General features: G+C 40.1%; 17 protein-coding genes and 1 pseudogene. 2 read left to right on the top strand and 16 right to left on the bottom strand.

The window, feature by feature from the left end:
* The first annotated feature begins 303 nt into the window (after positions 1 to 303).
* Together ACO1PK_RS14585 and ACO1PK_RS14580 are read left to right on the top strand one after the other, a co-directional pair.
* A complete protein-coding gene (locus ACO1PK_RS14585) occupies positions 304 to 1,401 on the top strand; it encodes an ABC transporter substrate-binding protein (protein WP_423186335.1) in 1,098 nt (365 codons plus the stop codon).
* A gap of 142 nt (positions 1,402 to 1,543) precedes the next feature.
* A complete protein-coding gene (locus tag ACO1PK_RS14580; protein WP_423186334.1) occupies positions 1,544 to 3,169 on the top strand; it encodes a response regulator in 1,626 nt (541 codons plus the stop codon).
* A gap of 34 nt (positions 3,170 to 3,203) precedes the next feature.
* On the opposite strand, the gene ACO1PK_RS14575 is transcribed toward ACO1PK_RS14580, so the two are convergent.
* The 16 genes and pseudogenes from ACO1PK_RS14575 to ACO1PK_RS14500 all read right to left on the bottom strand — a co-directional run bounded on the left by ACO1PK_RS14575 (position 3,204) and on the right by ACO1PK_RS14500 (position 24,470).
* Entirely contained in the window at positions 3,204 to 3,593 is a 390-nt protein-coding gene (locus ACO1PK_RS14575) for a response regulator (RefSeq protein WP_423186333.1), read from the bottom strand.
* Positions 3,594 to 3,616: 23 nt separating this feature from the next.
* The gene (locus tag ACO1PK_RS14570) at positions 3,617 to 4,768 is read right to left on the bottom strand and encodes a response regulator transcription factor (RefSeq protein ID WP_423186332.1); all 1,152 of its coding nucleotides are present in this window, start codon (positions 4,766 to 4,768) and stop codon (positions 3,617 to 3,619) included.
* A 103-nt stretch (positions 4,769 to 4,871) separates the two neighbouring features.
* Positions 4,872 to 8,393, bottom strand: coding sequence for a PAS domain-containing hybrid sensor histidine kinase/response regulator (locus ACO1PK_RS14565; RefSeq protein WP_423186331.1), 3,522 nt, complete (start codon positions 8,391 to 8,393; stop codon positions 4,872 to 4,874).
* A 61-nt stretch (positions 8,394 to 8,454) separates the two neighbouring features.
* The gene (locus tag ACO1PK_RS14560) at positions 8,455 to 10,824 is read right to left on the bottom strand and encodes an ATP-binding protein (RefSeq protein ID WP_423186330.1); all 2,370 of its coding nucleotides are present in this window, start codon (positions 10,822 to 10,824) and stop codon (positions 8,455 to 8,457) included.
* A gap of 27 nt (positions 10,825 to 10,851) precedes the next feature.
* Positions 10,852 to 11,901, bottom strand: a complete 1,050-nt coding sequence (locus ACO1PK_RS14555; RefSeq protein WP_423186329.1) for a protein-glutamate methylesterase/protein-glutamine glutaminase — start codon at positions 11,899 to 11,901, stop codon at positions 10,852 to 10,854.
* On the bottom strand, positions 11,891 to 12,520 hold the full coding sequence (gene cheD, locus ACO1PK_RS14550; protein WP_423186328.1) for a chemoreceptor glutamine deamidase CheD: 630 nt from the start codon (positions 12,518 to 12,520) through the stop codon (positions 11,891 to 11,893). Before cheD ends, ACO1PK_RS14555 begins: the two co-directional genes overlap by 11 nt.
* A complete protein-coding gene (locus ACO1PK_RS14545) occupies positions 12,513 to 13,370 on the bottom strand; it encodes a CheR family methyltransferase (RefSeq protein WP_423186327.1) in 858 nt (285 codons plus the stop codon). Before ACO1PK_RS14545 ends, cheD begins: the two co-directional genes overlap by 8 nt.
* A complete protein-coding gene (locus ACO1PK_RS14540) occupies positions 13,355 to 15,328 on the bottom strand; it encodes a methyl-accepting chemotaxis protein (protein WP_423188225.1) in 1,974 nt (657 codons plus the stop codon). The genes ACO1PK_RS14545 and ACO1PK_RS14540 overlap by 16 nt, the downstream gene beginning before the upstream one ends.
* A gap of 81 nt (positions 15,329 to 15,409) precedes the next feature.
* Complete coding sequence (locus ACO1PK_RS14535; protein WP_423186326.1) at positions 15,410 to 15,853, bottom strand: BLUF domain-containing protein; 444 nt, start codon at positions 15,851 to 15,853, stop codon at positions 15,410 to 15,412.
* 28 nt (positions 15,854 to 15,881) lie between these two features.
* Positions 15,882 to 16,379, bottom strand: coding sequence for a chemotaxis protein CheW (locus ACO1PK_RS14530; RefSeq protein ID WP_423186325.1), 498 nt, complete (start codon positions 16,377 to 16,379; stop codon positions 15,882 to 15,884).
* The gene (locus ACO1PK_RS14525; protein WP_423186324.1) at positions 16,376 to 18,361 is read right to left on the bottom strand and encodes a chemotaxis protein CheA; all 1,986 of its coding nucleotides are present in this window, start codon (positions 18,359 to 18,361) and stop codon (positions 16,376 to 16,378) included. Before ACO1PK_RS14525 ends, ACO1PK_RS14530 begins: the two co-directional genes overlap by 4 nt.
* A 27-nt stretch (positions 18,362 to 18,388) precedes the next feature.
* Positions 18,389 to 18,754, bottom strand: coding sequence for a response regulator (locus tag ACO1PK_RS14520; protein ID WP_423186323.1), 366 nt, complete (start codon positions 18,752 to 18,754; stop codon positions 18,389 to 18,391).
* 41 nt (positions 18,755 to 18,795) lie between these two features.
* Entirely contained in the window at positions 18,796 to 19,080 is a 285-nt protein-coding gene (locus tag ACO1PK_RS14515) for an STAS domain-containing protein (protein ID WP_423186322.1), read from the bottom strand.
* Between the two features lie 330 nt (positions 19,081 to 19,410).
* Positions 19,411 to 20,244: pseudogene (locus tag ACO1PK_RS14510) on the bottom strand (methyl-accepting chemotaxis protein); the annotation flags it as partial.
* A gap of 14 nt (positions 20,245 to 20,258) precedes the next feature.
* Positions 20,259 to 21,965, bottom strand: a complete 1,707-nt coding sequence (locus ACO1PK_RS14505; RefSeq protein WP_423186321.1) for a SpoIIE family protein phosphatase — start codon at positions 21,963 to 21,965, stop codon at positions 20,259 to 20,261.
* Positions 21,966 to 22,085: 120 nt separating this feature from the next.
* Positions 22,086 to 24,470 carry an ATP-binding protein gene (locus tag ACO1PK_RS14500; RefSeq protein WP_423186320.1) on the bottom strand — a complete coding sequence of 795 codons (2,385 nt, stop codon included), beginning with the start codon at positions 24,468 to 24,470 and terminating at the stop codon, positions 22,086 to 22,088.
* Between the last annotated feature and the right edge of the window lies 1 nt (position 24,471).

Raw genomic sequence — 24,471 nt, 5'->3', positions numbered from 1 at the left:
ATAGGGATTAATCTGCGTTCATTCGCACCAAATCAAAACTAAAAAACGCGATTTTTGCCAACAATAAATAAAAAAGATAGTTGAAACGCACCAAAAATGAACAGGAAAAGTCCATTTTTAGCCAATAAAAACAAGCCAAAGGTGCTATAACGCACCAAAGCAGAGCATGAAATCCCTAAAATTGGCAGATGCGGACGAGTATATGAGAGTTATTCATTGGCTTACTCCACTGCAGCGATAACCTATTAGCAATTTACACACTGTGTGATATATTTTTCAAAACGTGAATTCAGGTTGTTTTTGATGGCTAAATTAGCGCTGTTTGGATGGTTAATTATTTTACAACTGGTAATACTTGCTACTACTTATGCAGCTACTGCACCCAAAGTCTTATTTGTGTCCCCTTCGCATCCAGATGACCCTTTCTTTAAGCATGTTGAACTTTATACTAAATTGGCCGCGGAAAATTTAGGATTAGAATTAGATATTATCTACGGTGAAGGAAATCGTCTTTTACAGTTAGAGCAATTGACCAGCTACTTTAGCCTGCAACAACCTGAATATATTGCCGTACAAACTTATTCTGGTGGGGCAAAAGCCTTGATGGATTTTCTTGCTCAATACCCTGCAACCAACATCATTACGCTTGAACGAATTATCCTGCCACATGAGTCATTACAAATTGGTGTTCCTGGGGAAAAATATCCTAACTGGTTTGCTGAAATTTACTTTGATAATGCGAAAGCCAGTAGAACGCTCACTGAAGCCTTACTTAACCAATGCCGCGATAAAGCGTTTCAAGGTCAAAAAGGTGTGGTTGGATTAAATGGCGCAAATGGCTTTGAAGCAGAACAACGCGGCGCCGCGTTAAAAAATGTAACCGAAACGAATTTTAGTTATATTTTTAATCAGGTTGTCCCTTCACAATGGTTACGTGAACTCGCAACTACTCAAAGCCAGCAACTATTGCGACGCTACCCCAATACCAGTGTCATTTGGGCTGCTTCAGATTGGATTGCTCTGGGTGTACTGGATATGCTTAAAGCCAATCAGCTTAACAGTGCTGATTTTTGCATTGGCGGTTTTGATTGGTTGCCTGAAGCTATTGCGAAAATAGACTCCGGTGAGTTAGTTGCCAGTGTCGGCGGCCATTATATGATGGGAGCTTGGTCAATGGTGGCGATCTATGATCATTGGCATGGGAACTTGCCGATAAATGCATTAAAAGGCAAAGCAGCATTTGAGCTAGAACTGATTACCGCAAAAAATGTACAAGATTATCAACCCTTGCTAACGCCAGCGTATTGGCAACAGTATGACTTTCGTCGTTTCAGTTTCACTGCTAACCCTCAACAAGAATCTTACTCTTTTAAACTAAAACAGGTTTCAACTACTAATTAACGGTAAGACGCAAATTAATATGTAAATAACAGTCAACAATTTTAGCGGTACTGAGTACCTCATATGTGTACAATTCGTAAACAACTGGTTTTTTACATCAGATCGTTCATAATAAAAAAAACTATTCGATTCGGACTGAAGTATGGAACCGAGCTTTTTATCAATCAAACGGGTACTACTAGTAGATGATTGCGCCCCTGTGCGTGCCTCAATTAAAGGTATGTTGCAGCAAATTGGGTTCAAGCTTATTTATCAAGCAAAAGACGCAATAGAAGCACAAACGCATTGTGAGCAAAATAATTTTGATTTTATTCTCTGCGATTTTAATCTAGGTGACTGTCAGGACGGTTACCAATTATTTGAAACACTTAAAACGAAGTCGCTATTGCACAGCATGTGTTGTTTTATCATTGTGAGTGCCGAGAACCAACGTCAAATTGTACATGGCGTTATCGAGCTGCAGCCAGATGATTATTTGTTAAAACCTTTCACCTTCCCTCAACTAAAAGAACGGATGATTAAAGCATTAAAACAAAAAATGGCGTTAAGAAAGGTATATCAAGCAACACAAGAGTTAGAATTAAAAGAAGCTATCAAAGAATGCGATTCCGTTATTCGTAATAATCCAGATTTTCAAGCTGCTGCAGAACGCCTAAAAGGAGAACTTTTTTTACGGCAAAAAGAATTTGTAAAAGCTGAGGTTTTTTACAAGAACTTGTTAACAAAGCAATACACAACTTGGGCTGATTTAGGTGTAGCTATCTCAGTTTACCATCAAGATCGCTCTGCCGAAGCTATGGATATTTTTAACGCTTTAGCAAGCAAAGATGAAACCATGGTGGAATCTATGGATTTTATCGCTCAACAATATTTTAAAACTGGAGATTTGCAGCACTCACTGGAGGTTTTACAAAAATTAACCCAGTTATCACCCAAAAATATCCCAAGGCAAAAGACCCTAGCCAATATCGCAATGATTTGTCATGACTACGGACTGGCAGCAAAAGTATTTCATCGTATTGTAAGTATTGCACGTCATTCAATTCATGATTCTGCACAGAACTATTTAAATCATGCTCGCTGTATTATTGATAATGCCCATTCACATGCTCCTATGGAGCGTGCTAATGCGTTAAGTCATGTTAGCAAACTATTAGATAGCCTTGTGAAACGTTTTAACCCAGAACCCATAGCGTTTGACCTGCAAATTCTGCAAGTTAGATTATTGGCTGTAAAAGGTAAAAATGCGGATGCCAAACGCTTACTCTTAAAATATCAAACTTTAGAAAATCAAGACTACCATCCCGAGACTTGCTTAGATGCAGCCAAAGCCTTTTTTGAAACGGGTGATATTTTTGGCTGTTATCATTTTGTTGAATTACTCAGGAAACAACTACAAAAGTCCGATTTCCTTACTGACAGCCAGCGATTGCTATTAAATACAGAACAAATTCGCTTTGAAACTTTATACAATACAATCCAAACACTGATCAAAGAGGCCACGGCAGCTTATCAAGACAAACTTTATGGCAGAGCAGTAGCATTATTTGCGGAATGTTTTGAGCAAATGCCTACCAATCCAGGCGTGGCATTTAGCTTGCTTCAAGCCATTATTAAATGCGAAGGGGTTCCGGAGGGCACGCTTAATATTGCTAAAAATGCATTTTTACTTTTAAACAGTGCAGAATTAGGTGCTAAATCTATGGAGAAGTTGCAAGCAACAAAGATGGCATTATCAGAAAAAGCGCCAGAAATAATCGCAGTTTAGTTAAAGCGACAAAGCTAGAAAAACTGATAAAAGATTACAATTTATCAATATGATAATCTTCGTAAATTTTTTTTAGCTTTGCACTTAATAACAGTGGGTCAAAGGGCTTGGCAATCACTTCGGCGGCACCAAAGCCTAAAAGCTCCGCAACTTCGTTAGGCTGAATTTTTGCGGTCATAAAAACTGCTGGTAGCTTAGCATAATGACTAAGTTGCCTTAGTTTAGATAAGGTTGTTGGACCGTCCATAACGGGCATCATTACATCCAGTAATATCAGATCAGCTTTAAAGCCTGTAGCTTTTTGTAAGGCTTCTTCACCGCAAGAGCAAGCAAGGACCTCATATCCCCCGAAGTTTTGCAAAGATGCCATTACAATCAATTGAATATCAGGCTCATCTTCAATAAACAGGATATGCTTTAACATCCATCCACCTTGACTATAACCTATTAGTGAGAATCAGTGCTTAGTTGTGATAACAAGTTATTGATCACATCTTTTCTAAGCGTTTCTGTATCCAAAGCATTGTCCAACAATGCCCTAGCCTGCGACATTCCTTCATTAGTTATCGCAAGTAATAAACGCTCTTCCTGCTCGAGTAAATTAAATTGTGCAATCTCCGCTGAAAGGTTTGTTTCAAGATCAGCAAGAATTTTTTCAAAGGCGCTTGAAAACTCAACATTTTCGTTTTCAATATCGAGTACCAGTTGCGCCAATACTTTGGAGGTTGCCGCTAGTCGTTTCTGCTTCTTTTGATCGTCTTGCTTTAAGATAATACCAGCAATTCTGACATCCACCCCGTTCAATAATAAGCAAAGCTGATCTTTTAAAATACCATATCGGTCTTCGTCATCTATCGGCATATTTCTGATAAGGACGGTAAAGTATTGGTAACTAAAAAACGTATATTTGCGCCAAGAGTAAATTCGCCCTTTACTACGCGCAGCTAAAATAGACTCGAGTTCTAAAGAAGAGAGTAATTTATCATCACGATAATATAAAGCGGGCTCCCTTACTGTAATAACCAGGGTTGATTCAAGTTCAAATTCCTTGATGGCATCAAATAACATATTAGCTAAATTATCGAAATCTTCAGCTTGCTGAATAACTTCATAAAAACGTAAAATGCCACCCAATTCAGATGAGTTTTTCATGGCATCAAACGCAATTTTCATGGCCGCTGAAGCCTGCTCCGCGGCCTCTATTTGTTCTTTCTTGAGCGCTATGAGTTTTGGGATTTTTAACACTAATTCGTTTATACGCAAAGGTTTAATTAGATAGTCATCCGCTCCGGCATCAAAAGCTTTAAGAATGTCTTCATCTTGCATCAAACCAGAAGTAAACAATACAGGCACATGCTCAGCGAGCAATTCTTGTTTTAACAATTGACAAATAGCATAGCCATTTAAACCTGGCATATTAATATCTAATATAACCAGATCGACTTCTTGTATGCAGTGGTCGCGGATTTCGGCGATACCACCAGCAGGGAACTCACTAAAATGTTGGACCTGGTAACCTTGATTTCGTAAGGATAATAAAACTAAATTTGCCGTCGCTTCATCATCTTCAAAATACAAAACTTGTAATGGAGTATTCATATAAATTAGGTCCCTTAATAAATGCTTAAAATAATAGCTGCCTTAGTCAGTTGGCCAAGGTTTACTCCCAAATAACCTCTTTCAATTTTGCATACGAATACATCTAACTCAGCACTTGCTTGATACGCTTTAGTAACGCAGCCATCGCAACAGGCTTAACTAAACGCTGCTCATACCAATGCAGACATTGCTCGTCTGAAATCATTGACTTATCAGCAAATCCACTGATTAATTGTACTTTTATTTCAGGATAGCTGGCTTTTAGACTTTTCGCCAATTCAAAGCCATTCACTTTAGGCATAACAATATCTGAAAGTAATAAATCGATAGCTGTCGTTTGTGCAATATTTAGAGCCTCATTCGCGGAAGCCGCTTTATAAATCTCATACCCCGCAGACTCTAATAACATGGCATGCATTTCTAATAAATCAGCCTCGTCATCAACGACTAAGATACGAGCACTATCTGAAGCTTTACTGTTAACGACCGAAACAGGCGCTGTTATTTCAGATACCGTTTTATAGCTAACTAAGTTAGTGGCGTTAGTCACAGCTACACGCGGTAAGAAAATAGAAAATGTCGTCCCCTCACCCAAGGTTGACGTCACCTTAATTGCGCCTCTACAACGCTGGACCATGCCATAAGTTTGAGCTAAACCTAGACCTGTCCCTTGCGCCCCTTTAGTAGTAAAAAAGGGCTCAAATATTTTAGCTTTTACTTCATCACTCATCCCACAGCCATTATCAGTCAGATCAATTTTTACATATTCTCCGGCCTGTAAACGAATATTGGGCTCATTGTGAGAAAGTGATACATTTTGAATAGTGATCTCAAAACACGCCCCTGCCTGTTCTTTTAAAACAAAGTTGGCATTAACCACAATATTTAATAATGCATTATCAAAAGCAGGTAATTCTACGTCAATCCATAAGTTTCTATTGGATTGCGTCAAAACAAACTGGATATTTTCACTTAATGCCTTTGCTAACAGCGGCTGTAATTCCTGCAAATGCGTAAACACGTTGATCTGTTGCATCGGACGTTGTTTTGCAGAAGAAAAATCTAATAACTGATTTATCATGGCGGATGCGCGATCACTGGCGTCAATAATTGGATTAACCAAGCTCGCTATCGATTGTTCTTGTTGCTGTAACATCTCGGCATAGCCACGAATAATACCTAAGATATTATTGAAGTCATGGGCTAAGCTACTGGTTAATTTACCAATTGCGCTTAATTTTTCGTTATGGAGTAATTGTTCTTGCTGCTTTTTAAACGCAGTAAGGTCGTGACAACAACCAACGAAACGTTTTAACTCGCCCTCTCCAACTTCGGAGATCGATATGGCAAGCGGGATCTCATGGCCATCTTTATGTCGACCCAGCACCTCACGGCCTATGCCTATAATCTTTGCATCACCAGTTATCTGGTATGCATTAATAAATCCATCGTGCTGAGAAGCAATATCATCAGGCATCAACATAGCAATGTTGTTACCCAAAAGTTCTTGATGAGTATAACCAAAGAGTTTAGTTGCAGCTGGATTTAGACTTATAATTCTACCATGCCTATCAATACTCAGTACCGCATCCATCATACTATCCAGCGTAGCGGATAACTCATGTTGGAGTTGCTGATTTTTCAGTTCAACTAACTGTTGTTCGGTAATGTCTCTAATGTAGCCGTGCCATAAAATACTGCCATTGGCCAATTTTATAGGGGTTGCAATTCCTTCTAGCCACTGATATTCGTTATTCAGATTCATAGCACGATAGCGACAGTGCCATTGCTGCAGAAATTCAGCTGAACTTACAATACTTTGGGAGACTTTATCGTAATCGTCAGGGTGTAAGGTTTGAAAGGCGGCAGTGGCATCATCACGCACCTGATCCGGCGTAACACCGTAGATAAGTTCAATCCCATCTGACGCAAAAGGAAAGCATGAACTGCCATCTGGATTTAGCTGAAACTGGTAAATCATACCAGGAACATGTTTAATTAATTGTTGAAAACGTTGTTGAGCCACTGCGAGTTGCTGCTCTTTTTCTTTTCGCTCGGTAATATCGAGCAGCGCCCCAATTACACCAAACTGTTCTGAATCACTAATGCTTTGACGTACATCTTTAAACCAGTGATACTGCTTTGAGCCAGCGATTTTCAAACGATACTCTAGCATACCATCAAAGGCATCCTGTTCGCTGTCTTTTACCAGACTGATATCTTCTGGATGGACTAGACCTAAAAATCCTTCTTCTTTAGCAAACAAGCTCTCTGCAGAATACCCCAGTATTGATTCAACATTCGGACTAATATAGGTCAACACCGGCTGAGGTAAAAACATCAACTGATAGATAATGACAGGACTAGATTGCAATAAGAATTGCATTTGCTGGTCCATAGCCAACATGGCCTGTTCTAACTTAGCGCGCTCTGTGACATCTTTTACATAAAACGTCGCTTGCGCTAGGGCATTTTTAGGTTCTGGTAATAGGCTGGCACTGATACTAACAATTCGTTCTCGTTTATCTCCAGCATGAAAACAATAATGCTCGTCTATGATATTTTCTGTTGTAGTGAAAAACTTCTGAAAAGGACTTATTGGCGTTTTTGAATTAGTATGAGACTGCCAATGTAAAGCTGGCATAAAGTTAACTTTGTCATCGGTATTAATAGCAAACCAACTATTCGCTTGTTCGTTACTGTAAAGCACTTGGCCAAGTTCATTGAGCAAAATAATACCGACATTACCTACTTGAATTATCCCTTCTAAAAGTTTCGTTCGTGTTTCTAATAGCGCACGCATTCTATGATGTTCAGTCACATCACGAAATGTCAGCAAATACCAACCTGCTGAGAATAAATTGCAACTTACCGAAAACATGTAAACATTTTGACCTAGGTTTAATGTGAGTACATTGGTTTGTTTTTTGGCGGTAGAAGCGGTTAGCTCAATCAGATCTTTAAAGAAAACTTGGTGTGACTCACCGAAGGTGCTGGCTAAGGTGCCACCTCGGGTATTGATTGACTCAGTTATATGACGGGGTAACTGTGCCGCGAGACTAATCAGAACGCCATCACAATCAACCATGATATAAATATCATCAAGATAAGGGATTATAAGTCCCGCTAGACTATCTGCATTAGCATGATCGGCAGCATCAAATCGATTATCGACTTGAATATCATCGGCTAAACTTTCTGCTAACCATTGCAAAAATATCTTTTCATCTGGCAGCAATGATTTATGTCTTTGGCTAATGACACCGAAAGCGCCTAGTAAAGGACCTGAAACCGCTTTAATTGCTGAACAAACGAAAAACTTAGTGTGTGCTTCATTGGCATCATTAAAAATACCCTGATAAGGCTTTTGTTGCAGGCTGTTAGCGACGAGCGTAGAGGCACCATCTGTTAATAAATGCAGTAACACTCCAGGTTGTTCAAATTTATATCGAGTAGACTGACAGTAACTAAAACAATCACCTTCATGATTGACCAGCAAAATGAAAACGTCACAATCAACAAAGAGTTCGTTAAGTAGCTGCTGGTATTTCACGACAAAGCTACCATCAGCACATTGTGGGAAGCTGCTTATAAAACGCGTTGAAGAGAAATCATAACATTGCATAGCACGGCCTTCATATCAGTGTAACGATGTCGGGTTACCACAAAATCTGTAATGCCAAAGCTTAATTAGATAAATCTGTGATAAGCGGTAATTCAAACCAAAAAGATGCACCTTGCCCTTCAATGGAACTAAAGTTCATATCACCAGACATATGCAAAATTAATTCACGACTGATTGCTAGTCCCAAACCTGTGCCGGCTTTTGCCCGAGAGTCTGAGGCATCGGCTTGAGAGAAACGTTTAAAAATAGCTGATTTAAAGCTTTCCTTAATACCAATGCCGCGATCAGTTACGGTGACTCTCACTTTATGGTCATGCTGCGCAACGCTAACCGTTATATCTGCGCCAGCAGGAGAGAACTTAATAGCATTTGATAATAGATTGGCGAGAACTTGCTGCAAACGTTCTGCATCGACTTCAACATAGCTGTTGGGAAGATCATTAAATAGCTTAATGTCAAGCTGCTGGGCATGACTATAAGTTATATGACTATCAATCGCTGCTTGTACCAATGGCGCCAGCAGCTGCTGTTGCATATTAAAGCTCATTTTACCAACGGTCATTTTCTCAAGATCTAGCAAGTCATTAATTAAAAATTTGAGTCTTTTACCATTATTAACTGCTATGCTCAGAAAACTTTCGGCTTGTTCGTTTAACTTACCAAAGGCGCCGCTCGCTATAAGATCTAAAGCCCCGCATATCGCAGTAAGAGGCGTTCGCAATTCATGACTTACCGTAGAAACAAACTCCGCTTTTAACCGCTCATTAGCCTTTCGTTCAGCAATATCGCGGATCACCCAAACATACAAATGATAGTCAAGGGTGTTCATTTTAGCGATCTGTAATTCAAGGTGCAGTGAATGCCCTTGGCGTGCACGACCTGTCAGTTCAAAAGGAGAAGCATTGGCTTGTTGCAATAGCTTATCTTCCTTAGCTAACGTTGTTTTTAGTAAGTCATGCTCAGTTGCGGGAAATAAGTCAAGAATGTTTTTCGATGTTAACCAGCTATTTTGGGTATTAAAGCCAAATATTTTCAACGCAGCAGGGTTGGCTGACATAATGTAGCCATGTTGGTCGGTTGTGATAATACCGTCAATAATGGTATCAAGAATGCGCTGAGTCATAGCGACATTCTCTTGCAATTCCGCAGTACGACTTTGTACTTCGGCTTCTAAACTCAATTTAGTTTGAGTTAGCTGTCTAAAGCTATTAGCTAACTTAAAACTCATGTCATATAAAACAGATCCCAAGCTATCGTATTCTTTTACATAACTATTGCTGTAGGGCTTACTACTACCATCACTTATACATTGCGTTAATTCCGCACTAAACTGTTCCAAGCGTCTAATTGGTCTACTAATTACTCGACTTAACAAGTAACACAACATGACTGACATCAAAAAGAGTAAGGCTAACATGATAAATAAGTTTCGACGTTTTGTTTCTAAGGTAGTTACCACCTCTGCAGCAGGTAAACTCACCAAAATATAATCTAAACCATCTTTGGATAAAGGTTGCACAATATAGTATTGGCCTTGTCGCCAACTTTGCATCGTCGACATGTTACCTTCAGGTAGCCTAATTTTTAAATTCTTTCGAACGTCATAACTTTTACCGGCTGCTTGCAAGGTGAATGGCTGCCCTCGTGATGATAAAAGCTGTCCGTGCTGGTCAAAGATGCCAATCGACAAATCATCACCGGAATAGAGACGATCTAGATGATACTCAAACCGGTTTAAATTTTGTGCGTGATCTGCCTCAATTACAGAAGCTAAGGCTGTTGACCTTAGGGACAGGTAGCGATACATAAAGTCCTCTTGATCACGTTGTTGACTATAACTAGCGTAAATAATTGGGAAAGTTCCAGCGAGCAGCATGACGAGTAAAAAGGGTTGAAAAAGTACGGCTTCAAGTTTCGGTTTTTGTAGATTAGCGGGTATAAAGCGTCCTGTTAATTGTAATGCGGTAAACAGCACATTAGCGACCAAGACGTTAAAAACACCATTAATGCTTTGTTTAACAGCGATGAAAATGGTCGCTTCCCAACCTATCCCGAGTAAACCTCGATAAAAAAGCAAGACAAGCGGCATACCTAACACCAGCCAAAAGAGTAAATCAGTCAGCACAAGGTTAGAAGATCGTCTGTAATACCAAAAACCAACGAAAAGCAACTCTAAGGTGAAAATAATCCAAGCATAAGGATGCCCCCAGAGCAGCAGAGTATAACTCCCTCCCACCAGAGCTACCACGATAGCGGGAAGTATGCCAAGCCAGAGCAAGGTAAACATCACAATGACAGAACCAAAAATCAGGTCCACACCAAAAAATAAAGGTAAGCTAAAATAATTACCGAGATAAGCCAAAGCAACTAACACCAATAACACACTATATGCTATTGGCCTTGTCATGCTTTGCCAAACCGTATTTAGCATCACGATACTCCTTGCAAAGATAAAGCGTCAAATACGATAGTCCTTACCCATTGCATTTAAGACTTCAATAAGTTTACAGCTGATACTCTCTAATCCCACAACCTGCTTTACACAACCCGTTTTAATGGCTTCCTGCGGCATGCCAAAAATCAGCGAAGTGGCTTCATCTTGAGCCATAGTAAAACCGCCGTGTTCTGCAATGTAGCGAATACCGAGCGCGCCATCTTTTCCCATTCCAGTCAAAACAACAGCCAAAGCATTACTTGCTACGGACTCTGCAACAGATTCAAACATCACATCCACTGAAGGTTTATGGCCAGACACGCGAGGTCCATCGGTTAGCACTATTCGATAATCGGCTCCACTGCGCACTACCGTAAGATGCCTATCACCAGGCGCTAAATAAGCATGGCCTGGCACTATTCGTTCATCGCCTTGTGCTTCAAGCACGGTAATGCGACAAAGAGCATTTAGTCGTTTGGCAAAACTGGTAGTAAAGCCCGGTGGCATATGCTGAGTGATCACAATACCAGGACTATCTATCGGCATAGCCGTTAACACCGTTTTAATGGCTTCCGTACCTCCCGTAGAGGCGCCGATAGCAATAATTTTTTCAGTTGTTTTAAAACGTAAAGCCGGACTTGACTGTGTGCGAGTAGATTTTGGTTTGGAACTTAATTTTGCTAGAGCTGCGGTCTTTATTTTAAAAACAATTTCTTGTCGATATTCTTCAATGCCCTTAGCAATATCCAATTTAGGCTTAGCTAAATAATCAACTGCACCTAATTCCAATGCCCGTAAAGTAACCTCTGCACCCTGCTCCGTTAAGCTTGAGATCATAATTACCGGTGTTGGCCTGGCTTTCATTAGCTTTTCTAAAAACGTAAGACCATCAACCTTTGGCATTTCTACATCAAGCGTAATCACATCTGGCCGGTATTGATTCACCATATCTCTGGCAACATAAGCATCACTTGCGGCACCTACTAATAAAAAATTAGGCTCATTTTTTATTATTTCACTTAATAAACTGCGAATAAGTGCAGAATCATCCACAACAAGCACTTTAATCATCAAATAACTCCACATCTTGTTGTGTATTATGAGTTGGTTTACTTTTCAATTGCATGCGATAAGCCGTCTCACGATCCATAATGGTATTGTTGTGAAGAGATTTAATTTTGCGAACCAGTACTTGCCCTGAGTCTGGGAAAAAATAAACTTTGCGAGGAAAGTTATCCAATAAATCCATTGCCACTATAGGGATTCGTTCTAGCTTTAGATACTCCAGTACAAATTCGGCATTACGTTCTCCGACATTTATCGCAGTAAAACCTTTTAAAACATTACCGCCACCAAAAACTTTAGCTTCAAGATTTTCTCGACGCGCACCTAATTTAATTAAATGGTTAATTAATATTTCCATCGCGTAGGCACCATAACGCGCAGACTCTGATAAGATATTATCTTGACCACTACCGTCATTTGGCAGTAAAAAGTGGTTCATACCCGCAATCCCTAGAACGCGATCACGAATACAGGCAGATACACAAGAGCCTAATACTGTAACAATTAAGGTATCGGCCTTAGTTGCAAAATACTCCCCAGGCAAAATTTTTACGGCGTCACGCTCGAAGTGACGATCATAATAACGATTGGGTGCGACATGAATATTATCCGTATCAAATTCAGCCATGCTTGCCCCTTGTAACGGTAGGTAAATAGACCGTTTGGCCAATAGATTTTACTAAACTGGTGGCATGAGAAAAATTCTCAGAGTGACCGGCAATATACAAGCCTTCAGGCGGTAACAAAGACACCATGCGTGCTAAGATCTTTAACTGCGTAGGTTTATCAAAATAAATCATCACATTACGGCAAAAAATGATATCAACCGTATCTTGAATAAACCATTTCGGATCTAGCAAATTAAGCTGATGAAAAGAAACCATTTTTCTAAGCTCTGGTACAACCTTCACTAAACCTGATTTTGTACCGGTGCCACGAAAAAAAAATTGCTTACATCGCCGCTCATCCAAACTTTGAATACGCTCCTCGCTGTACACTCCGGCCTGAGCCTTTTGCAAGACCTGACTATCAATATCGGTTGCAATGATCTCAATAGGGACATCAAAACGGCCAAAAGTTTCAACCACTACCATCGCGATTGAATAAGGCTCTTCTCCGGTACTGCTGGCAGCACACCAAATTCTTCGACACTCAGGATGAGCCTGTAAATAACGCGCCAACATCTCAAAATGATGAGGTTCACGAAAAAAAGACGTTAGATTTGTTGTTAAAGCATTAATAAACTGCTCTTTTTCTTTAGCATGCTGCTGTAAGTAAAGCAGATAGTCTGCAAATGAAGTCAGCTTTAAGGCTCTAATTCGACGCACTAAACGACTATACACCATCGAATCTTTGCTATCGGCTAATCGAATACCTGTCAGCTTATACAGCAAGGCCCTAACTGCTTCAAAATCAGGCCGAGCATAATTAAATTCATGCTCAACCGCTGCTATAGCTGGCTTTAGAAGCTTTCCCATTCGTCCTCATCAGACTTAGCTGGTATGATTAACTTAGCCGCAGGTCTGGCCGATACTTTATTTAAGCCCGATTTGGCCACTTTTTTAGATGAAGTAACACTTTTAATGGCATTACTTTTCACGACAGGTTCATCATCTAAGGTAAAACGCCCAACGTTTCTGGCTAACTGCTCTGCTTGTGATAACAAGCTCTCTGCTGCTGCAGCGGCCTGTTCAACTAACGCTGCATTTTGTTGAGTCATTTCGTCCATTTGAGTAACAGCTTTGCCGACTTCATCAAGGCCTGCGGATTGCTCTGCCGAGGCAGCAGCTATTTCCGCCATGATATCGTTGACTCGCTTAATTGAAGTAACCACTTCTTTCATGGTATTACCGGATTTACCGACGAGATCGTTGCCATTATTGATTTTGTTAACAGAGTCTGAGATTAAAGATTTGATATCTTTCGCGGCATTAGCAGAGCGTTGCGCTAAGGTTCGAACTTCTGAGGCTACAACAGCAAAACCACGACCTTGCTCACCAGCCCGCGCAGCTTCAACCGCAGCATTCAACGCTAAAATATTGGTTTGAAATGCAATCCCATCAATGACACCGATGATATCAGCAATCTTCTGTGCAGATTCATTAATTGACGCCATCGTTTTCACAACTTGTTCAATTAACACGCCGCCTTCAACTGCAACATCTGAAGCTTTAGCGGCCAGCGTATTAGCTTGTCTGGCATTGTCTGCATTTTGTCTAACGGTGCTAGTAAGCTCTTCCATGCTAGAAGCGGTTTCCTCTAAGCTAGAAGCTTGCTGCTCTGTGCGACTAGACAGATCAGTATTACCCTGTGAGATTTCATTAGAAGCAGTATTAATAGTACCTACGGCTTCGCGAATTTCGCCAAGCATTTGCGCCAAGTTTTCAGCCGTTTGATTGCAGCCGTCCTTTAATTCACCGAAGCTGCCTTGATAATCTTTTACCACACGCTCTGTTAAATCACCTTGTGCTATTGCGGCTAAAACCCTATTAATATCTTGTAAGGCAATTTCACTTGTAGACGTTAATGCATTTAACCCTTTCGCAATAACTTTGAGAAAACCAACCTGACTATTTTCGTCAATACGTTCAGAAAAATCACCAATAGCAGCGGCATTAACTACGCGTTCAATATCTTGTTCTGCAGCGACTTCGCTGGTGCGGTCAAGCCATTCTACAACTGTACCAATCCGCTCGCCTTCATCGTTATTAATAGGACTCGCGGTTAATTTAAAAATACTGTTTGCAATTTTTATTGTTGTAACAAAGGAGGATGTGAGCTTTTCAACCATGCCTTTTTGATGGGCTGGGTTTTTATGAAAAATATCCATGTTTTTGTGTAATAAATTTCTAGCCGAGAAATCAGGAAAGTTCTTACGAATTTCTGTTTCTGCAGCAGATAGCATTTTCATAACAGATTTATTTAAGAAAATAATATTATTTTTGGCATCCGCGATCATAACGCAGGTTTCAATATTATCTAAGGCATCTCTTATTCTTAAGTTTTCATTATGAATAATTCTTTCTTCAGCGCGTCGAGCCAGCTCTTCAGTCATATCTTTCCATTCTACAACTGTACCTAGCCGAACATTATTTTCATCAAATACTGGCGTGGCAATCAGATCAAAAATAAGACCCGATATCTTAAGCTTTGTATTATATGGCGACTGTAACTGATTTATAATACCTCGCTGATGAGAAGGCGCTTTGTGAAACACATCAACATTTGTACCAATTAAACTTGCTACACTAAAGTTTGGTAACTGCTTACGGATGTCAACCTCATTTATCTTAAGCATTCTTTCTAATGAGTGATTAATATAGGTTATGTTCATATCTAAATCAGCCATCATAACATTTGCCTGACAAACATCTAAGGCTGATCTTAAAGCAATGTTCAGGTTAGTTCTTTCTAGAGCTTTTTCGTTTTTTTGCATCTCTTCAGTGTTTGAATCGGTGTTAAATATTTTTCTAAAAAAACTATTCATAATCGTTGACCTTTTAATTTAAAAGAATGTCTAGCGAGGAAGCACCTGTGACTGCATAAGCTTATTTCTCACAGCAAAATTAAAAATCGCTTCTTTGCCAGGAGACGCTTCAGCATTAAATTCTGAGTAAATCCATTTAGAAGGATCCTTAACGCCATACTGCTTTAAAACATCTTTCTCTAAAAATTTAAAAGCCATACCCCAATCAGGGAATAGTTTTTGATTCACGGTCATTTCTACGGTAACGGTAACGTTATTATGCCTAGGATCACGCTTAATTTTTTCAAATAATTCTAATACATTTTTTCTTTCCCCCTCCAGCAGCTGAATAAATTTCCCATTTGAATAAACTAAACAACCGGTTATACCTAAAGCATTATTATATTTGTTTGCCACCGAGAGCAATTCTATTAAATCTTGCTCGGAAAACTCTCTAGTCGCCGTACTATAGTAAACAATTTGATATTGAAGCATGTTTAATTCCTCTACGCTAAGAAATCACTTACGATTTGCTGTCATCAGAGTCAAAGAGACAGAGCTCTTTGCTAGATATTAACGCTTCAATATTGAGTAAAATTATCATTTGCTCATTAATTGGAGCTAAACCATGAAGATATTGACTATCAAAAGCAACACCGAATTGTGGCGGTGGCTTTACATCATCAGTACTAATATTAATTACATCAGAAACCGCATCAACGACAATGCCAACTATTCGCTCGCTTATATGTAGCATTATTACAATAGTGAACTCATTGTAAGTTGGATTCCCGACAGAGAATTTCAATCTAAGATCAATTATCGGGACGATATCACCACGTAAATTTAGAACACCCTTGATAAAAGGCGGAGCATTGGCAATCTTAGTTACTGTCTCATAGCCTCGAATTTCTTTCACTTTCATAATATCGAGACCATAATGCTCATCTCCGAGCGTGAAAGTTAAAAACTCTAGCCGGGCAATTTCAGTACGTTGTTGCATATTTAATTGAATATTCATACCGCATCCTTTAACGCCAAAGTATCCTGCACCTGGGTGGAAAGCGATTCCACATCTAAAATTAATGCCACACTACCATCACCCATTATGGTGGCACCGGCAATTCCCGGCACTCTGCGGTAATGTTGCTCCAAACTTTTGATAACAACCTGCTGTTGACCAATAAGATCATCGACCTGAAGGGCAAAACGCGTTTTACTTGTTTCAATGAGCACTAAAATGGCTTCTGATGTTTCTACTTTCGCATCATTGATATGCATGATTTGATGTAATTGCACTATGGGCCAATAAGCATCCCTAAGTGCTAACATCTGCTGATTGGAAATATTCTTAAGTTGCGCTTTTGTCGGTTGTACTGATTCAATAATATTGACTAAAGGAATAATAAATAACTGATCTGCAACAGAAACCGACATACCATCTAAAATAGCTAACGTTAGAGGAAGGCGAATTTGAAAATTTGATCCTACTCCTGCACTTGACTCAATGTCCAAACGCCCCCCCATTGCTTCAATATTCCGTTTAACTACGTCCATACCGACACCGCGACCTGATACATCAGTCACTTCTGCCGCAGTAGAAAAACCGGGTGCCATAATGAGTTGCCAAACTTGTTGATCTGTAGGGTTATCCGGCAACTCGATACCTTTTTCTTCAGCTTTGGCCAAAATACGTTCTCGATTCAAGCCGCCGCCATCGTCTTTCACACTAATTAAGATATTGCCGCCTTTTTGCTCAGCTTTTAAAGTCAGCGTGCCGAGCTCTGGTTTACCTCGCTCAAGGCGAACCGATGGAATTTCGATACCGTGATCAAGACTGTTGCGGACAAGATGCGTTAAGGGATCAACTAAGCGTTCAATAAGTCCCTTATCAATCTCGGTTTGCCCGCCTTCTATTTGTAATTCAACCTGCTTTTGTAACTTGCTGGACAAATCTCTAACAACGCGTGGAAAACGATTGAAAACAAAAGAAATGGGTAACATCCGAATGGACATTATGCTTTCTTGCAATTCGCGAGTGTTACGCTCTAATTCTACTAAGGCAGTTTGTAAACGTTCGGCTAAGGGACCTTCTATATCGGCACCGAGTAAATTTAACATGGATTGGGTGATCACCAATTCACCAACTAAGTTAACTAAGTTGTCCACTTTGGTAATATCAACACGAATACTATTTGTTTCACTAGTGTCTTTATTTACTGCTGGTGGCTTGATACCTGAACTGGCTTTTGCCCCAGCTGACTGACTATGATGATTTGGCGGTGTCGATGTTGGTTGAACAATGTGCGTATGACTGCTTACTGAGTCGTTTTTACTTGAAACCGCAGAGAGGTTGGCTGTATTAATCTGCTGATTCATTGCAGCATTGTCGACAATTTTTGAATCATCAAAGAAGCCAAATCCCTCATCATCATTTGACTGTGTCGTGTTACTAGCCGTTTGGTCTGATTCAACAACATCAGTGAAAAACCCAAAACCTTGTTCTGGCGCAGCTTCTACTGAGGTTTTAAAGAAACCAAATCCTACGTCTGCCTCAGCATGAGCACTGTCGTCGGTAAAAAAGCCGAAACCTTGTTCATCGGTGTTGGTTTCTATGGGATGCAGAATCCGCTCTAACTGTTCAGTGGTTTGATGAACCATTTGCCAATCCGGCTCAAGTCCCTCGCTATAAGCGTTGAGCAAGGCTCTCAAAATATCAACTGCATGGAGTAAGGCATCAATAACCTCGCCAGATAAGGTAAACTGACGCTGTCTAGCCAGATCAAAAATATTTTCCATGACATGCGTTACAGAGATCAACGCTTCAAAACCAAAGATACCGCTACCACCTTTGATTGAATGTGCAGCCCGAAAAATACTATTTAATTCTTCAAGTTCTGGTTCATTTAGATCCAACGCCATTAATAAGCGTTCTATATCATCTAAATGTTCATGGCTTTCTTCGATAAAAACACCATGGAACTGGCTCATATCAATAGACATAACCCTGCCCTTCCTTATAGAAATAGGTTACACAAGCACTTTACTTGCCACTTGTAGTAACTTGGCTGGGTCGAAAGGCTTTACCATCCAACCAGTTGCACCGGCTGCTCGTCCTTTAGCTTTCATATCATCACTCGCCTCTGTGGTTAAAACCACTATGGGAGTAGTGCGATAGTTAGCCAAACCACGTACCGACTTAATTAATGTTAAGCCGTCCATCCTCGGCATATTTTGGTCAGTCAGTACAAAGTCATACTTATTTTTCTGACAAAGTTCAAACGCCTCCTGACCATCTTTTGCTGCAGTCACTTGGTATTTCGCTGACTTTAGCGTCACCTCGACCATCTGCCTAATCGAAGCAGAGTCATCAACAATTAAAATATGTTTTGTCATATCGTCATCCCTATAAAAAGCAGTTTCCTGCCATGATTAAATCATTCAATGGTAAACAGCTTCGAAAGGTTAGCCATTTGAATAATTTCTCTAGCGGTCCCTTTAGCATTAACAATCTTCAAAGTTACCCCTTTACCGCTAAACTTTTTAGCCAGTAGCACTAACATGCCGAGCGCTGAACTATCTAAGTACTGTACTTGGCTGAAATCTATGTCTAACGCACGTAAAGTGCGATCTTCTAAAAAAGGCTCATAAGCAGTGTTAAATTGTTTGTGGTATCCAAAATCAAAACGCTCTGGAAGGCGAATACTGGCCTGTTCCGACATACCTATTCCTCAATCAAGTTAGAAAAAATCAATGTCACCACCTTGTATCGATTTAGCCGAAACAGGGTTGAGTCGTTTTTCACGATAATCACGCATCTCTTGTAATTTCTTATGCAAGTTAGCATTCACGTGCACCACTTCACTGCTCTTAAGTCCATTCAAGTGCGCCTGAATAAACCCTAGATTTTCTGCGGCATAGACCAAATGCTGGGAGTTAATATCACCAAATTGCAGGCCGCGAATCGCGTCATACAAGGCTTGCTGTAAAGCTTGGGTATTATCAGATAAATGTTGAGTATGAACTTTATCCTCAGATGCTTTGGTAACAAGTTGTGACATGGCAAGCTGCACATCCTTTTTAGCGTCCATGACATAGCTCACATCCTGTGAAGCAACATGGCCAATATCTTTAGTTAGGTGTTTAATTTGCTCTGCCATATCTTTTAAACGCTTTTGAATCTGTTCACTAAAACCAGCAGAGCGATTAGAGAGGGAGCGCACTTCATCGGCTACTACAGCAAAACCCCGCCCCGCATCACCAGCTCGAGCCGCTTCTATTGCCGCATTCAGTGCTAACAAATTCGTTTGGGACGCTATTTGGTCAATATCTTGTAAAGCTTTTAACACATCAGGTACGGAATTGTTGATTTTGTCCACTTGCTCAACTAAGTCCATGGATGAAGCTGACATATTGATGGTAGTTTCCACAAACCGGTCTAAGGTAACCGCAGTATTTTCGGCAAACTCTTCCATCCAAGTTTTACCCGAATCTGTTTTATCCGATTGAATAAGTTTGAAAATTTCATGGCTTTGCGACTCAGATAAGTTTTTTAAGTTAGTAAATGATTGGGTTAACGTTTCAACGGCATCATTCTGCGTAGCATTAATCGCCAATACGCTATCTCGACATTCCAGCATCAACTCATCAATTTCGTGTAACAATTGTTTGTAAGCTAATTTGGATTGGACGAGCTCTTCATTAATAGGCGCTATAGCCTCCTCAGCTTGATCATGTTTCGCTTGTTGTTGATAAAATTGGCTCACTAACGCCGCGATCATGAGAAGGGTAATGGCAATATAGCCCCAGCCAAAAAACCAATAGACCATCAGAGCTATTGCAAAACTGAGTAACAAAATTGGCATCCACGCTAAACGTTCTTTCACAAGTACTCCGATAATCAAGAAATTGGATAACAACACTGATTGGATAATTTATCTTGTAAAAACATCACAAACTTATAACTGTTACCCGGTGGAATAATGTCAAACTGATGGGTTAATTGGCTGACTAAACTAAGGCCTCTGCCGTAAGGATTGTGACTTTGTGCTTCAAGTGTATGCAATTTCACAAAACCTGCACCACTGTCTTTGATTTGAACGGTTAACATATTGTCGCTCGCAGACCAGTTCAAACGTAAATTGACGAAATGTCGCTCATCGATAAGCTGCATACGACGTTCTTTTTCTTCGTAGTATTTTAAAAAACCTTCTGGTTCAGCTTTTAACTCACTCTCTAATTGCAGCACACCATGCTCTAACGCATTGACAAATAACTCGGTTAACACCGTGAATAAACGCTGTAAGGCTGTTAAAGGAACATTTTGGGCTTTCAATAAATCGATAGCTCTAGAGGGCAGATCAGATTGCGCTAACGTACCACCACGTAGCGTAAATTCAGCCTCAAAACCACCCGTTTGCGGTTGCAATAGTAGGGTATGATCATGTTGTTGCAGTAACGCCTTTACATCAATAAAACAAAAACTGATATCGTCTTGCGTATCAACATGATTAAACAGGTTGATAATATTTTTGATAGGCTTGTCTGATTGAAAGCTTATTAGATTTGGTATGGATTCTGGTTGTAGATAAGTGTTGTCGAGCAACTGGGTTTCAGTTAAGCCGTCACTATGAAAATAGATATACCCCATATTGGCTAAAGGTAAAGTGTGCAGATTAATACTGACTTGGGTACTATTTAAAATACCCATTGCCATGTGAGATGAAATGACTGTTGTTATAATTTTACCATCAGCGTCTAAACAAACGAGGGAAGGCATACCACCATTCCAAATCTCTACCTCTTTTTTCCAAGGATTAATTCTCAGTAAAATTGCAGCAACAAAACGATCATCTGGCAGAAGTCGATTAAGTACTTCATTAACTTCAAACACAATATTGGAGAGTGGCATTGCTTTTAATGATAACTGCTGGAATTTTTGTAGCATCGGCATTAAGGAAACTGCTGGCGCTAAACCATGTCCCATTGCATCTGCCAACAAAAAATACCAACTGCCATCGGCCCCCTGACAGCGTAAAATCGCATCACCGCTAAAGAGATCATGAGACTTAACCCAAGCAAAGATCGCTTTATTTTTCTGATTAAGGTCATAAAACATTGAATCAAACAAATGTCTGGCTAAGTTTTGTTGATGTTGTTCACTTTCCACCCAGTCTTCTAACTTTAAGCGCTGTTCATCAGAGAGTTGTTTAAGGCGACGCTGTGAAACTGCGTTAAGAATTTTTATCCACATTAACTCTAAATTGACAGGTTTAACGATGTAGTCATGGATACCTGCGTTATAAGCACTAAGAAAAAATTCGGGATCATCGTTGCCACTTGCCATAATAACCGAGGCGACTGTTTTGAGTTGATTTAGCTCAGGTAAAAGGGTAATGCCCTCGCCATCTGTTAACTGGTTATCTAAAATGATGATATCGAAATTAAATGAATCTTGTTGGATGAGACTTCTGGCAGCGGCTAATGTAAGGCAACTCGTAACTTGAACTCCTTTTAATTGCAAAAAATTCTTATAAAAAGCATTAAAGACAAAGTCATCTTCGATAACAAGCACTTTGAGTAATTGAGGATCGATGTTATCTGCCATAATGCAATTCATATCGCGCTCACATTGAGGATAAAAATATTCTGTAAAAATCAGTTTAATGTCTTAATTTCTATTAAGTTCTAGTTGAGGCAGTTGGTTTTTGCAAGATTGGCGCATTGTTTATTTATTCAGCAGAAAGACTAAGCTTTGCTCTGCGACGCAGACTAAGTGTGTATAAAGATCGGAAATATTCTCAGTTTTAGCTTCGCGTAAAGCCATCTCAAGCTCTTTAGCTGCAGCGCTAAGCACGACTAAGCCCAGCTGTAGCGCAGAACTTTTCAGGCTGTGGCTTAATAAACGTAAGCTGGTGAAGTCTTGCTCAGACCAAGCTTGTTGCAATTGTGCAATGGTTAAGGGCAGCTGCTCTGTAAAAAGCGATATCAGTTCATTTGCCAGCGCCTCCATATCAGGAAAGTTTTTATAACAGATCGCCGGCTGCCACAATTCACCAAGTGCAGCCTCTTCAATAGGCTCCTGGCGGTGACTATCCGATGTACTAGGCTCTAAAACAGTTAACTCTGTCAGTGATTTAGCTGTTTCCCTATCTGGGGTAAGTTGCAACAATCTAATTATCGCAGTCTTTAGAGCTGCCTGATTAAAGGGTTTAGCAAGATAGTCATCCATGCCTGATGCTAAACAACGCTGTCGATCTTCCAGCATAGCATTAGCCGTTAATGCTATGATGGGTACAGCCTGCCAGCATAAACCTGCCGCACCTTGCCGTATGAGTTGAGTAGCTTTATAACCATCCATTTTTGGCATCAGGCAATCCATAAGAACAAGGGAAATATCGTGGCTTGATGACTGTTTAAGCTTTGCTATGGCTTCAATACCATTTTCAGCTAAGATAACCTGACACCCCCATTGACGCAGATAAGTTGTCGCGATTTTGCGATTGACTTCGTTGTCTTCCACTAAGAGAATTTTCAGATTGTTGAAGCAGTTTTGTTGGCTTGAAGCTGCAGTAGATTTGATGACTTGTTGGGGGTTCCCCGTTGCTAACTGCAGCTTGACGGTAAAGGTACTTCCTTCCCCTAAGGTACTTACCACACTGATATCACCCGCCATAAGAGCAACCAGCTCTTGGCAGATAGCCAGCCCAAGCCCCGTGCCGCCATAGTGCCGAGTGGTTGAAACATCAGCTTGTGAAAATGCTTGGAACAAATGTGCTTGCTGCCGAGTATCCAAACCAATACCCGAATCGATAACCTGAAGTAGTAGCAGATTACTCAGATTATTTTGTTGTATATTAACCTTTAAAGTCACACCGCCTTGCTTGGTAAACTTTAGCGCATTTCCCATAAGATTAGTAACAATTTGCTTGATTCGTAATGGATCGCCTTTTAACCATAAAGCCTCTTTTATATTACTTTCATAATTCAAAGACAGCTGTTTTTGCTTAGCCAAATACTGAAAAGACTCCACAATTTCTTGCATTAACACATTTAAATTAAAATCAATCAGCTCTAAGTTGAGTTTACCAGCGCTAATTTTAGAAAAATCTAAAACATCATTAACTATCGCTAATAAGTTTTTTCCACTGCTCATTGCTGTCTGAATTTGTTGCTTAATATCCGGTGCCATCGGTTGCTGTAATACAATATCTAACATTCCGATCACACCATTTAAGGGCGTTCTAATTTCATGACTCATATTCGCCAAAAATGCTGCTTTTGCTGCCGCCGTTTGCTCGGCAGTTTCTTTCGCCTGCAATAGCTTCTCGGCAATGGCAACTTGCTGCGAAATATCCATTGCGGTTGCGTAAATATTGCCTGTGACAGGATCTCGGGCAAAATCCCATGCTAAATCTAAATAATAGCCAGAAGCCTGTCGGAATCGATTTTTAAGTGTCAAGCTTTGTTCATTGAGTAATTGCTTAAACAAGTTCTCAGTGTCATGCAAATCATCTGGGTGAATAAAGGCGGTTAAAGGTGTACTGTAAACATCATCTAAAGTAAAAAGGAGTTTTTCCAAAAATGCCGGATTTACTTTTATAAAGTAGCCTTTGGCATCCATGATACACATCAGGTTATCTGACAACGCAAAAAATCGATCTAACTCCTGTTGCGATTGCTGTAACTTTTGGTGTTGTAAACAGGCTCTGAGGCGATAACTGAAATGTTCACAAAGCTGACGCAGCTCATACTGAAAAATTGTCGGCAAATCATTATGCTTTATACACAATATGCCATAACCCGATAGCGTATATGCATATACTTTTCCGCTATCTAAAGTAGCGATCAGTTCGCCACTTGCTTGATTATAGTCAGTTAAACTAGCAGCGAATTGTGATAAGCCAGAATGACGAGGAAGCTCTTTTACTAATACGTAATCTTGGTAAAAGATCGGATCTATCTCGAACACCGCCACGGCTTTGCAGGCAAGTTTACGTAATAAAACCGGTAAAAATTGTTTAAATTGTGCTTCTAGACTTAATTCATGTCCGATGGACAACAGCAATTCCAGCAAGATATCACGCCATTGTTCTTGCAGCTGCTTTGGCATT

It is taken from the genome of Alishewanella sp. d11, from assembly GCF_049390205.1.
GTDB lineage: Bacteria > Pseudomonadota > Gammaproteobacteria > Enterobacterales > Alteromonadaceae > Alishewanella.
Note: the sequence above shows the minus strand (reverse complement) of the source record. Positions and strands in the feature narration are given on the sequence as shown.